The 13,057-nt window shown below is 53.1% G+C and carries 13 protein-coding genes and 1 pseudogene; 12 read left to right on the top strand and 2 right to left on the bottom strand.

Going from position 1 to position 13,057, the window contains the following annotated elements; translation table 11 throughout:
• From V6575_RS22875 to V6575_RS22845, 7 genes and pseudogenes are all read left to right on the top strand, one after another.
• A pseudogene (locus V6575_RS22875) lies at positions 1 to 259 on the top strand (hypothetical protein); the annotation flags it as partial.
• Between the two features lie 72 nt (positions 260 to 331).
• Complete coding sequence (locus V6575_RS22870) at positions 332 to 598, top strand: hypothetical protein (RefSeq protein ID WP_340277795.1); 267 nt, start codon at positions 332 to 334, stop codon at positions 596 to 598.
• 409 nt (positions 599 to 1,007) lie between these two features.
• A complete protein-coding gene (locus tag V6575_RS22865; protein WP_340277794.1) occupies positions 1,008 to 1,526 on the top strand; it encodes an RNA polymerase sigma factor in 519 nt (172 codons plus the stop codon).
• A 94-nt stretch (positions 1,527 to 1,620) separates the two neighbouring features.
• The gene (locus V6575_RS22860) at positions 1,621 to 2,643 is read left to right on the top strand and encodes a FecR family protein (RefSeq protein ID WP_340277793.1); all 1,023 of its coding nucleotides are present in this window, start codon (positions 1,621 to 1,623) and stop codon (positions 2,641 to 2,643) included.
• Between the two features lie 123 nt (positions 2,644 to 2,766).
• Positions 2,767 to 5,220 (top strand): TonB-dependent siderophore receptor, encoded by a 2,454-nt coding sequence (locus tag V6575_RS22855; RefSeq protein WP_340277790.1) that lies wholly within the window; start codon positions 2,767 to 2,769, stop codon positions 5,218 to 5,220.
• Positions 5,221 to 5,246: 26 nt separating this feature from the next.
• The gene (locus V6575_RS22850) at positions 5,247 to 6,446 is read left to right on the top strand and encodes an MFS transporter (RefSeq protein WP_340277788.1); all 1,200 of its coding nucleotides are present in this window, start codon (positions 5,247 to 5,249) and stop codon (positions 6,444 to 6,446) included.
• Positions 6,443 to 6,865 carry an O-fucosyltransferase family protein gene (locus tag V6575_RS22845; protein WP_340277786.1) on the top strand — a complete coding sequence of 141 codons (423 nt, stop codon included), beginning with the start codon at positions 6,443 to 6,445 and terminating at the stop codon, positions 6,863 to 6,865. Before V6575_RS22850 ends, V6575_RS22845 begins: the two co-directional genes overlap by 4 nt.
• A gap of 285 nt (positions 6,866 to 7,150) precedes the next feature.
• On the opposite strand, the gene V6575_RS22840 is transcribed toward V6575_RS22845, so the two are convergent.
• Positions 7,151 to 7,618, bottom strand: a complete 468-nt coding sequence (locus V6575_RS22840) for a hypothetical protein (protein WP_340277785.1) — start codon at positions 7,616 to 7,618, stop codon at positions 7,151 to 7,153.
• Positions 7,619 to 7,669: 51 nt separating this feature from the next.
• The gene (locus V6575_RS22835; RefSeq protein ID WP_340277784.1) at positions 7,670 to 7,984 is read right to left on the bottom strand and encodes a hypothetical protein; all 315 of its coding nucleotides are present in this window, start codon (positions 7,982 to 7,984) and stop codon (positions 7,670 to 7,672) included.
• 415 nt (positions 7,985 to 8,399) lie between these two features.
• On the opposite strand from V6575_RS22835, the gene V6575_RS22830 reads away from it, so the two are divergent.
• From V6575_RS22830 to V6575_RS22810, 5 genes are all read left to right on the top strand, one after another.
• Positions 8,400 to 9,758 (top strand): DUF3560 domain-containing protein, encoded by a 1,359-nt coding sequence (locus V6575_RS22830; protein WP_340277782.1) that lies wholly within the window; start codon positions 8,400 to 8,402, stop codon positions 9,756 to 9,758.
• A 70-nt stretch (positions 9,759 to 9,828) separates the two neighbouring features.
• Positions 9,829 to 10,338 carry a methyltransferase type 11 gene (locus V6575_RS22825; RefSeq protein WP_340277781.1) on the top strand — a complete coding sequence of 170 codons (510 nt, stop codon included), beginning with the start codon at positions 9,829 to 9,831 and terminating at the stop codon, positions 10,336 to 10,338.
• Positions 10,339 to 10,401: 63 nt separating this feature from the next.
• Positions 10,402 to 11,598 (top strand): plasmid partitioning protein RepA, encoded by a 1,197-nt coding sequence (gene repA, locus V6575_RS22820; RefSeq protein ID WP_340277779.1) that lies wholly within the window; start codon positions 10,402 to 10,404, stop codon positions 11,596 to 11,598.
• Positions 11,595 to 12,605, top strand: coding sequence for a plasmid partitioning protein RepB (gene repB / locus V6575_RS22815; protein ID WP_340277777.1), 1,011 nt, complete (start codon positions 11,595 to 11,597; stop codon positions 12,603 to 12,605). Before repA ends, repB begins: the two co-directional genes overlap by 4 nt.
• Before the next feature lie 218 nt (positions 12,606 to 12,823).
• Positions 12,824 to 13,057 (top strand): helix-turn-helix domain-containing protein (locus tag V6575_RS22810; RefSeq protein ID WP_340277775.1); only part of this gene is annotated, 234 nt, incomplete at its 3' end.

The following is a 13,057-nucleotide window of genomic DNA, read 5'->3' as shown; positions in this document are numbered from 1 at the left end:
GCTCAGCCTGAACACAGACATGAGCGAGCATTATGAGGCAGATGAAGCCTACTTCCAGCGCCTGAAACTGTCGGACATTCATCAAGCGGTTGTTGAGGCTTGCAGCGAGGACGTGGCAGAGCCCGTGCTCAAGATGAAGAAGAAAGAGGCCGCAGCCTATGCCGCCGCCAAGGTCAAAGGCACCAACTGGTTGCCTGAGCATGTTCGCACCCCTGTCGTTGAGCAGATCGCCCGCCCTGTTTTGGTTGCCGCTGAATAGACCACCGTTCTCACCCCGCCGCCTTGCCACCCGCGAGGCGGCGGATTGACGGGGAAGATCCTGGAAGACGTAATGAGCAACCGCGAACGCACAATCCGCGCCTTTGTCACCTGTGACCCGCAGGGCAGCATCATTGCCCGCTACGCGGTCAAGGATCATGACAGTGAGGACGCCGCATGGCAGGCCGCAGAGGATCACAGAAGTGATTTAAATGGCCACCCGGAAGGACCGGGCATGGTCGGGATGGAATACACAGATGGGCATATGGCATTTGAAAGACCCGAACCGGAATGCAGTTCGTTAACGGCTGTTAACCAGTTCGCGGTCCGAGTCATGTAGGATGAGGATCTGAGTTTTTGAGAGCAGAAGCAGCAGCACCGAGCCAGCGGTGCGACCGGGGAAGATTGGCTTCCCCGGCTGTGGCAACAGCCTTGCTCTTAAAATCGGAGGTAATGCTATGTGGTTCATACCTATTAGCGTTACTCTTACTTTGAAGAAGACCCGGACATCCTGGCAGATGCGAATCCGGGTCCAATTCATAAGCTAGGAAAAGAGGCGGCAGGGAAACCTGTCGTCTCACTTCGAACCTCAATGTAGCAGATTTCTCCCGAAAATCAATATTCATGGGCTGGACTGATCCTTGAGCCGGGGCTTCGCACCAATGGCGAGCGGTCCTAGTCTTGCGCTGGACGGATCTGATCAAAACCGGTAAGTGCACCTGATGTAATGCGGAGCACGATGAAGAGCTTTGACTGAAAACGCCCTAAAGAAGCTTTATCTTTCCTACCATAGAGAGCTTCAGGCCTATCTGACCAACAAATTGCGCGATCCAGAGCTTGCGGCTGACCTGACGCAGGAAGCCTTTTTGCGATACGCCGAGAAGAATACGGTAGATGGCTCCACCGTCTTGCATGACCGCTCTTACCTGTATCGAACAGCGCACAATCTTGCGGTAGATCACATCCGTCAACAGGCACGTCGGCGAACTGATGCTCCTGGTTCTGATGTCCTCGATACGATGGCAGATGAAACTCCAGGTCAGGAAGCAATCACCCTTGGACGTGAGCGCTTAAGCCAACTGACGGCCGCTCTTGAAGATCTCCCAAGCAGGACACGTCAGATCTTCGAATTGAACCGGATAGATGGCCTGAGCTACAGGGACGTCTCTCAACGTCTCGATATTTCGGAGAGTTCGGTTCAAAAGCACTTGGCCAAGGCCCTGCTGCATGTCACCCGGTGTCTGCGCGATGGGGGCAAACTGCAATGATGTGTAGACATGTTCGTTACCGGATTAGTCCCCTGCCCTCGTCTTACTATGTGAGGCGACCTGCTGCCATTCATCAGCAGGTTAGGAGACCATAGTGACAAACGAAAACATGAAGTTTGAAGTTCTTGAGGCTGAAGCATGCGAATGGGTCATTCGTTTGGGTGCCGAGAATGTGTCGCGAGCGGATCGAGTGACTTTCGAAGCCTGGGTCGCTCAAGGGCCAGATCACCAGGAAGCGTTCGAAAATGCAAGTGCAACCTGGGCAGAGCTTGGTCAATTGTCGAGTGGAGAGCTTTGTGACCAAACGCTGTCGAAAGTGCCTGACAAGACAGACGTGCAGATTGCCTCTGCTATGACGAGTGCGTGGAAACGGGGTACTATCAAACAACAGGCCATGCTCGTTCTGCCTTTGCTAACTCTGCTGGTATTCGGGGGCTGTACGTTTTGGTATGGTAATCCTGTAACTTTCTGGCAGGCGGATTACATCGCCACGGGCGCCATGAAGACAGTCGCTCTGCCTGATGGCAGCCGTGTGGATTTGGCATCAGGAAGCGCGATTGCCCTGAATTATAATGATGAACGTCGGCAAGTGCGGCTGCTGGAAGGCAAGGCCTATTTTATCGTTGCTCCTATGAGTGTCGGTGCCGACAGGTCAGAGGCTCGACCTTTTGAAGTAACTGCGGAGTCTCTCACGACGACTGCGCTCGGTACTGAGTTCATGGTTGACAGAGTGCAGGATGATATTGAGGTTTTCGTGACCGAGCATGATGTTGAGGTGCTAGCGGAGAACGGAAGATCTGTCCATCTTTCTGAGGGGCACTCTGTGACCTATGAGCCTGGGGGGGGCTTTGCAGATATTCGTTCCGAAAAAGATGAGTTCGACATGGCCTGGCGGACAGGAACGCTCATTTTTGACAATCGTCGCCTCGATGAGGTGGTTGCAGAAATCAACCGCTACCGACGTGGTCGCATTGTGATCCGGAGCGGTGCGCTGGCGCAACTTCGCGTGAGTGGGGTCTTTGATGTTGCCGATGTGAGTGATGCCGTCACTCGTATTGCAGGTGAACTGAATTTAGGTGTTCTGTCTGTCCCACCACTGATCACGATCCTCTATTAAGCTAATGATATTTCATAGCAATTAAAAAGATTAATTTTCACTTACTGTAATACATGAGTTTTATCGTCTTATTTTCAAAGGGCGCGGTATGCGTGGCCAATAGAAAACAAAAGGGCGACTAAAATGGTGAACAAGCGGTTTGATCGAAGACATTCTGTAAAACAAACGCGCACTTCGGTAAGCGCTCTGGCAGTCTGCCTTGGGTTGTTGGCTCCGGTAGCTCCAGCGGTTGGCCAGACAGAGAATGTCGGCGTTTCAAGCGCGCGTTCATTCAACATTCCGGCGCAAAGTCTGAATCGTGCCATTTTGACCTTTGCCAGTCGGGCTGGGATCAAAGTGTTTTATGACACGTCTTCCGTGAGAGGGCTCCGCAGTTCAGCTGTTTCCGGGGTATTGACGCCGCAGCAGGCAATGACGCAGTTGCTCGCCGGGACAGGGGTTAGCTATCGGTTCACCTCAGAAAACGCCATGTCGCTGATTGCTCCGGGTGCCGAACAATCGGCCTACAGTGCAGATGGTTCAACAGCTCTCGCACAATTGGTGGTGTCTGGTGAAAATGCTTATGGCCCAGTGGACGGATACATCGCGGAGCAAAGTGCGACTGCTACCAAGACCAACACTGCACTCGTCAAAGTGCCTGGTTCTGTGTCGGTTGTCAGCGCGGATCAGGTGACTGCACAAAACGCTGAAACCGTTTCTCAAGCCATGCGCTACAGTGCTGGCGTTTCGTCAGAAGTGCGCGGCTCGTCCTCTCGCTACGACATGCCTTATATCCGTGGGTTCGGTGCGCCTGGCGAATCTGTCTTGTATTCCGATGGCATGCCGCTTTTGCGTGCCCCAAGTTATGCTGTTCCACAGACTGACATCAGCAATATCGAACGCGTTGAATTGCTGAAGGGGCCATCTTCATCGGTTTACGGCAGTACGCAGGCGGGCGGAATGGTGAATGTTGTCACCAAACGCCCGACGCTAACACCTCAAAATGAGGTGTCGGTCACAGTCGGCACTTTCAACCAAAAGGAAGCAACCTTTGATTTCTCTGGCCCACTTCCCAAAAGTGACACGCTCAGCTACCGGCTTATCGGGCATTTGAAGGATTCCGATACTCAGGTTGATTACACTAAGGAAGAGAGACGGTTTATCGCACCGTCGATTAACTGGCGGCCCACGGAAGATACCGAGCTGAACGTTGCTTTGACCTATACCTATGATCCCGAAGGCGGATACTATGGTGTATTACCCACCCGGGGAACGGTTTGGGACAATCCGGGCTATGCTGATATTCCAGAAAGCTTTTTTGACGGGTCGCCAAACCATGATCTCTTCGAACGTGAGCAGACGATCCTGACAACTGATCTGTCGCATCAGCTCTCAGATGTATGGGACTTTCGTGCCAAGGCTAGTGTGGTCGACCTGAACGTCGACACAGCATCAGTGCTGACGCAAAGCCTCTCCGGATCGACCATTTCCCGCTACACTTGGGATACTCAGGAAGATCTTCTTGGAGCGACATTTGATGCCAATCTGCTCGGCGATTTTTCAACCGGGCAGGTCGATCATACCTTGTTGCTGGGCGTCAGCTATCAGCAGATGGATTGGGACTATCAGGCCCAATATGGAGGGGCACCGTCAGTTGACTACTTGGCACCAGACTATAATCAGTCCATCCCGAGCCCTAATCCGTTCATTGATCAGCATCAAGTGCAGAAACAAGCCGGGCTTTATATCCAGGATCAGGCAGAGATTGGAGCAATCAGTCTTTGGGGCGGCCTGCGCTACGATTATGTCGAGACAAAAACCCGCAATCGGCGAACTGAAACCACATCCACAGTCGATGATATGGCCGTCAGCGGAAAATTGGGTGTGGTCTATAGCTTTGACAATGGCGCGTCTGTTTATGGTAGCTGGTCGACGTCCTTTTTGCCAGTTACCGGCACAGATGCGCGCACTGGAGGAGCTTTTGAACCTCTTACCGCACAACAATATGAAGTCGGTGTGAAATATGAACCGGACTTTTTCCCAGGACTGTTTACCCTTGCCGCCTACAACATCGAGCAAGACAATACGATCACCCAGGCCTCTCCGGGAAGAAGTTATCAAAATGGTACAACGCGTTCGCGCGGACTTGAATTTGAAGCGAAATTCCAACCTTTGTCAAAATGGAATGTGGTTGCCGCTCTCAGCGTGGTTGACGCTGAATTGATCTCCGGTTCCGGCTCTGCCGTGGGGCACAGCCCCGTGGGCACGCCAGATGGAACGGCTTCTCTTTGGATGGACTACACCTTTGACGAAGGCTTCCTGTCCAATCTGATGCTTGGCGGTGGGGCACGTTATGTCGGGGAATCGACAGGAGGTTTCCTGGCAGACGGTACGCGGATCAAGGTTCCCGGCTATGCGTTAGTAGATGCCATGGCCAGTTATGACCTTGCAAATGTTGGCCAAGGCTGGGAAGGCACAAGCCTTCAACTCAACGTGACGAACTTGCTAGATAACACCTACGTCACTTGCCTGAACAACAATTTCTGTAACTACGGCAACGAACGTGCCATTTCCCTTAAGTTCTCACGTAAATGGTAAACTCACTTGCCGGGCAGAAAGTTTCAATGGCTGAAGATCAGCCTGTCGGGCCTTTGGTTTCCCAACCGGCTCTGCTTATTGCACTGAACGCGCTTTACGTTGGCTTCGGAGCCGTCCTGGGGTTGATCCAGGGCGGGCTTCCGCCACTGATCCTGTCATCTGGCTGGAACATTGGTCATGCGGGGTGGGCGTATGCGTTTTACATGCCATTTGGCCTTGCCTTTCTTTGGGCCCCTTTGGTGGACCGGTTTCGACCACCAGGGATGCGAAGCAGAATCGGCTGGGTTGTTTGGATGCAGGCCATCACATTGCTTTCGGTGATTGGGGCAGCTTTTGCACCAGCTCAGGCTTTCGGCTTATTGATTGCATTTGGATTCACAGCAGCGTTTGCCATGGCCACTATGGACCTAGCGCTTGATGGCATTGCCGTTGAAACCGTGTCTCCCCGCTTTAGGGGATGGGCTGCGGGCACCAAGCTGACGGCATTGGCTCTCGGCTCGATGTTCGGGGGCGGTCTTCTTGTTGCAAGATTCGATGTCTGGGGTCGGGAAGCGTCTTTCTTGGTTCTCGCTGGCCTCCTGACCGTTTTGGCTGTGCCGCTTATTCTGCTTCATCTCACTGAAAACACAGCAAATCGAAGATCGGCAAGGGCCAGTCTGCGCCACCTGTTTGGCGACAAAACAAGCAGAGCGCGACTTTTTCTCCTGGTGATTGTATGCGCAATCATATTTCCTGCAACAGGGCTCAACCGCCTCATGCTGGTGTCTATGGGTGTGCCACTTAGCCAGATTGGCTGGGTTGTCGGAACACTTGGCCCTGTTGGTCTGATTGTCGCTTCTGTCATTGCCATCCCTTTGATCAACACTCTGGGGCATCGCTGGGCCTTGCTGATATTCGGCGGGACAAGTCTGCTGTCTATTGGCCTTATGTTCTTTGGGATAATAAACCAATCGTCGCTGCCTGCTATGGTAGGAGCGGTGACGATAGGTGGCAGCATTGGTGGTATTTTCGTCGTTTACGCTGCGCTCATTCTTGGTTGGGCACGCGGACCGCAACCTGTCACGGATTACGCCGCCTATTACGGCATTGGCCGTTTTGTTGCTGCTCTTGCAATGCTGCTCAGTTCTCAGTTGGTCCAGTTTATTGACTGGGCTTGGTATTTTGCCGCTATGGCCGTTCTATTCGTCGGCCTTATGATCCATTTCAATAGGAAAATCAGCACATGACCTCCCATACTCCTGCACATAAGCCGGAACATGCAGACCTTTTCGATCTGTCGGGCTGGCCTGTCGCAAAGATACGGTTCCCGGAGCTCGGAGAACCTGACCGCGTGTCCCGCTTGACCGATGGGGTAGATCGCCTGCTGGCACGCAGGGAGCCCTTTGTGATCGTCTGGTTGGTGGCTCACCACGAACCAGACAAGGAACCACGTGAAGATGATCGCACCGCGCACATTTGGCTTAAGCGCGTTCGCAAAGACTTGAATGAGTTCGTGAAAGGCTACGTTTATGTCGCCACGGACAAGACTATGCGAGATATCCTTCACGAACGCGTTGAAAAAGTTGCCTCAAAGCTGTTCGCTTTCCCGATCCACATCACCGACAATGAGCCGGACGCGGTCAGGCATGCCGGTCAGTGGATTTGACATCAAATGACTTAACGTATTGAAATATATAATTTATCCAGATTAACAGAACTGCTCCCAAGGGTTCCTGAGTGAAAATCAGATAGCTTTAAGCAACAGAAACTCATCACAAAATGAATTGTGACAAGTACTATGGATCTCTTCATAGCAGAATGGTTCCTAATCACGGCCCAACCGGTAGGCCTTGCAGGCCAGCGGTTTCTGGTAAGCCACACATCAGGTTTGCATTCTGTACGGCTTGACCAGCCGCGCCCTTGCCGAGATTGTCAATGACGCCCAATGCAATCACCAGATTACGTTCGGGATCAGCGGCATAGCTAACAAATGCAAGGTTTTAGCCGGTTGCCCATTTGGTCTGTGGCGGCTTGTCAGTGACATGCACGAAAGTCCGATTTTCGTAGTAGCGCCGGGCAGTGTCCAGACATTGCGCCGTGTCTGCTGTACTACGACAATAAGCGGCCACAAGGATGCCCCGGGCATCGGTACCAGATGCGGCGTGGAAACCAGCCGCGGGACTGGAACCGCCAGCTGTTCGATCGCCGTTTCTATCTCTGGCATGTTGACATGCTTCAGCAATCCATAGGGTATGAGGTTCTCGTTGCTTGCGGCAAAAGAGACCCCCCCTCCCCGGCCCGCACCAGAGATTCCGGTCTTGGCGTCGATCACGATGTTGTCCGGCTCGATCAACTTGCTGGCCAGCAGGGGGCCGAATGCGATTTGCGTCGCTGCCGGGAAGCAACCCGGATTGGCCACACGGCTTTGTCCCCTGATCTCATCCGGCCAGACGTCTGCGAGACCATATGCTCAGCCGTCGACATAGTGGTGGTCGCGGCCGATATCGACGATCTTCACATCCTTGGGGACCAGCTCAAGAGCCTCTGCCGATGTGCCGGTTGGTAAGGACGCAAACAACAGGTCGAGCTCCGGTATGGAGTTAGGGTTCCATTTTTTGATCACTATTTCGGCAAGTTTGTCGGGCAAACTTGGAAAGTGTTCACCCAACCGGGTGCCAGCGCTCCCCTGCCACGCAGCATATACGAGTTCCAAGGATGGGTGGCCAGCAATCAGGCGCAGCGATTCGTCGCCGCCAAACCCACTGATACCGACAATTCCGACCAAGTTGGCAAAAAGGAACAGCGATCCAATTGTGAGGTTAAAGCTGATCTAAGTTCAGGAATTATTTTTGAGAGTATAAGCAACAGCGTGGGACCAGCCCACGGGCTGGACTGACTCTTGAACTGGAGCCTTGCCCCGCTGGGGCGCGTCTCCAGATCAGACCCGCATCCCCCCTTTATGCAGCCTGGACGAGCCAGCCATTTGTTTGTCTGAACGGGGCTTTGCCCCCGATAGGTCAAGGATAAACCGCTGCGCGGCCTACAGCGGGGTATCCCCATGCTCCGCGCTATCGCTTGTGCGCAAGGGTGATGCCCCTCCCCGCTTTCGGTCCTGGACCCGTCTCCCCCGTTTCCCGCGCCAGTTTCCACGTCGGGAAAAATGAAACGGCAACATGCCGACAGCCCACGGAGCAAAACAAATGACCATCATTGACGCCACCTACAGCCCGGAAGACAACAAATTGCGCCTTTATGCCAGCAGCAGGCTTGATGCAGAAACCTATGCCCGCGTGAAAGAGCTTGGCTTTAAATGGGCTCCCAAACAGGAATTGTTTGTTGCTCCCAAGTGGACCCCGAAACGTGAGGATCTTTGCATTGAGCTTGCCGGGGAGATTGAGCCGGAAGGAACAACCCTTGCAGAACGGGCCGAGGCAAAGGCAGCGCGTCTGGACGATCTGGCGCAAAAGAGGGCGCAGCAATCCAATGCATTCTTGAGAGCAGCTGACGATCTGTCGCAAGCCTTCCATATGGGCCAGCCCATTCTTGTGGGCCATCACTCAGAACGAAAGGCGCGCAAGACCCAAGAGCAGATGCATGGCAACATGGACAAGGCCGTCAAGGCGTCCAAGGCGGTTCAGCATTGGCAGTGGAAAGCGACAGGGGTTGAGCGTCACGCCAACAGGAAGAACAGCGACCGGACCCGCGCCAATCGGATCAAGACCCTGCTGGTGGAGTTGCGCGATCTTCAGCGCGATATCAACCATGCTGCCCTTTGCCTCAAGGTTTGGGAAAAGGCGACAACAGACGCGCTTATTGCGAAGATTGCAGGCGGCTTTGTGAACAAGCAGGCGATTTGCCATTGGGATCACCACCGCGCCTTTTGCGAGGGGACAATAACGGCACAAGAGCTGCGGGATATGTCCATGCGCAATTCCCAGGCGGTGATTGACAGCCCAATGCGTCGGCGCTGGATTGACCACACGTTGAACCGTCTGGCCTATGAGCGGGATTTGTTGGAATCTGTTGAGCGGTTCGAAGGCGAATTGACGGCGGTCATTCTTCAAGGCTTTGCCCGTGAGCATGGCTCCATGAAACCAACAGCCAAGGCGTCCGATCTTGGCTTTGAACTGACAAGCGCGGTTCCACTGCCTTTGCATATCGCCAACAGCAAAACGCTTGATCAGAGCGCGGACGATTGGCGCGATCTGATGCAGGCGGTTGGCTACACCGTTCCAAACAAAAAACCGGCGAAGCCATCGATCCTGAACTTCAGGGCAGGGGAGCTTTTTGCTCTTGATCGTTGTCATGAAGGGGAGGCGGAGAAGTTCCAGCAGGTCGAAATGACCAAGGCGGAATATTCAAAGGTGAACCCGGAATGCCGTGGAACCCGCAACAGCCTTTGCGGCACATTCCGGTTCAAAATCTGTCTGGATCCGAATGCGGGCGGACCGTCCTACTCTCGTCCATGGGTGGCTGTCTTCCTGACGGACTCGAAAGAGCACCCGGTTCCTGAAGGCCTCAAACCGGCTGGCGATGAGGCCACATCGCAAGCTGCTTGAACTTCTGGACAGGTGAGGGGGCTTCGTCCCCTCACAAGCTTCCCCCTATTTGAATGAGGATACCGGACCCATGAAGAAGTCAGTTTACACCCGGCCACCTAAACCCATGTTCGTGTCTGTTCAGCACCGGGACAGCAGCAGCGGCAGGGGCATGGACTTTGGCAAGGCCAAGATTGAGGAACCGCTGATCATCGACAAGGCGAGCGAATGTCATGTCACGCCCATGGATGTTGCGCGCCGCATGGTTGAGTATCTGGGGCAGGGCGGCGACCGTAACACCCTTGAACCGAGCGCCGGGACGGGCGCGCTTGTGTCTGCCTTGCTGGCTTCTGGCCACAGCCGGTCCGAGATTTGCGCGGTTGAGCGGCATCATAAGCTTGCGGATCACGTTGCCCGTCTTGGTGTTCCTGTCGTTCAAAACTGTTTCCTGGAGTATATGATACTTGCCAACTGGCAAGTTCTGACAAGCCTTGAAGAAACAGAGCCGCCGCAACGCCAAGTTCGATGCGTCGGGGTTTTGGGGTTAACTTCTTATTTACTAAAAAAAACTTGGCAGAATCGGTTTTTTCCGATTACCTGACGCCTTATAGGTGTCTTTGATGCTGAAAAGCGTCAGTTGACGCAACAAGGTGGAATGTATTCGATGGCTTCTGAAAACACATCTGAGCGTATAGCGCGCTATACAGCTCAATTGTCTGAAGAACTCCACGATCTTCGCGCTCAATTATATCCGCCAGAGGCACAAAAGCAATTTGGTCGGACATTCACCACGCAGGATCTTGCGAAACTGCTGGGTATTCCCAAAAGCACTCTGCGAACCCTTTCCCTTGATGGGAAAGGGCCTGTTCCAGATCGGGCCAAAAATGGGTCTCGGATCTATACACTCCCCCAGGTTGGGGAGCTACGTAAATACCTTGCAGCACAGCGCCCTGATGATGAACTTCGGCTGCTTCCACATCGCCGTGAAGGTGAAAAACTTCATATTCTTGCTGCGGCTAATTTCAAAGGCGGCTCAAGCAAGACAACGACCAGCGTTCATCTAGCTCACTATCTGGCTTTGCAGGGCTACCGGGTTCTATGTATCGACCTGGACCCGCAAGCTTCGATGACGTCGACATTCGGGTTGCAACCTGAATTCGATGTCGGTGATGATGAGACCGCTTACGCTGCATTGCGTTACGATACCAATCGGCGGCCCTTTTCCGATGTGATCCGCGAGACATATTTTCCAGGGCTTCATCTGATACCGGCCAATTTGGAATTGATGGACTTTGAATTTGATACTCCAAGTGCCCTAACCGAGGGCGTACGGGACGAACTTGGATTGTTCTTCGCACGCCTTAGGAATGCAATTGCTACCGTCGAAGACAACTATGATATGGTGGTGATCGATACGCCACCTTCGCTAGGGTATGCAACGCTTGCAGCTCTTTATGCATCTACTGGAATGATTGTAACGGTCCATCCTGCGATGCTTGACGTCGCATCATGCAATCAATTTCTCATCATGATTTCGCAACTCTCGGAGGTCCTTGCCGAGTTTGGCGCAGAGTTTGACCATTCCTTTTTCCGTGTTTTGCTGACAAGGGTGAACCCAAATGATGGGCCGCAAAAATTTATGTCCTCTGTCATTCGAAAGTTGTTTGCAGACGATGTTTTGGTTGCTGAAGCCCTTGAATCGACCGCTGTTGCTGCAGGGGGGGTTGCTAAGAAATCTCTTTACGAACTTGAGACTGGTGAAGTTGGTCGAGAGCCATTGATGCGGGCACTTGATAGCGCAGACCGTGTAAATTCAGAGATTCTGTCACTCATTCATGAGCAATGGGGGAGGCCATCATGAAAAAGGGTATTCTGCAGACTTTGAAGGCAGGAGCTGAAGGCGTAGAGCAACCGAAACGCACTGGGTCTCTCATTCGGAAAGGCAAGGGCTCCCCGGTTTTGGCTAGCGCAGAGAGAGCCCTGAGAGATTTGGCCGGCGATAGCATCGTCAACCTGGACCCAAGTCGGGTTGAGCCTTCTCCGTTCCGGGATCGTATGGAAGAAGACAGTGAGGCCAGGGAAGCGCAAGATGAACTGAAGCGTTCTTTGCTTTCAGAGAAGCAGAGGTTGCCAGTCTTGGTTCGACCACATCCTTCAAAGGCAGGTTGGTATCAACTGGCATATGGTCACAGACGTTGGCAGGCGATTAAGCAAATCTCTAGCGAGTCTGATCGACCGGAAACGGTGTTTTTACGCGCGTATGTTCGTGAATTATCTGATGCGCAATTAATTCACGAACAGACAATCGAAAACGGCGTCAGAGAAAACCTCTCCTGGATCGAAAAAGCTTTGTGGGCGGATCAGTTGAAGTCGACTGGGATTAAGCAACGAGAGATGACCTCCCTTCTGGGTGTTTCAGAGTCTGAGGTCTCACGGCTCTTCAAGGTTCTTAGCTGTCTTCCGGTTGGTCTCATTCGAGCAATTGGCCGTGCTGATGGGATTGGCCGTCCCAGTTGGATGGACTTGGCTGAAAAATTGAAGACCTCACCTGAAAAGCTTCAGCTTGCTCTGGATATTTCCCGATCTGATGGTTTTCGGGAAATGGATTCACCTAACAGATTCAACCATGTGCTCAAGACTGTGGGCTTAAAGCCGAAGGGAAGCAAGCTTGAGGCTTCCTTAGCAAACGTGACGCGGGTTGGTGACAGGCTCATTTGTTCTGCTAAACCGGGTTCTTCGGGACTTCAACTTATCATTCCAAAATCGGAACATAAATTTGGCGAATGGCTGAACAAGAATATGGAGCAGTTTTACAGCGACTTCAGTCAACTGCAACAGAGCATGTCAGAAGATCAGGAGAGAGAGTGATGTAGCCTTAAACCAAAGAACCCGCCACGAGGGCGGGTCCAATTGAGATAAGCACAAGTGCCTAAATCTGACGTCTAGCAACTTGGATTCTAGAATCACTTGTAGCGCAAAGCAAGTTCTGTCTTAGGGCAGAGCACATTTTCTTGCGCCTTTCAGCCTGTCTCGCATCCATAATCTATATGTCCGCTCGCTTTGTTGCGTTCGGCAAAGGAGGACCTATGTCTTCTTCACATCAGATTGCGAGTTTTCGCAAAGTGTCAGCGGGAGTTCTTGCGAGCGCGCATTTGGCGGCCCAGGATGACCGGCCAAGCGTTGCCAAGCGAGACGTGTCTCTGGTTCTCAAGCGCGTTGCACCCGCCCTTGGGATCGACGGCACCACCTATCACGTCCTTGATATCCTGTTGGGGCTTGTCCAGGTCGATGACTTCCAGCCCGGCCGCCGTCCGGTTGTG

It is taken from the genome of Roseibium algae (assembly GCF_037783265.1).
Taxonomy (GTDB): domain Bacteria; phylum Pseudomonadota; class Alphaproteobacteria; order Rhizobiales; family Stappiaceae; genus Roseibium; species Roseibium algae.
Note: the sequence above shows the minus strand (reverse complement) of the source record. Positions and strands in the feature narration are given on the sequence as shown.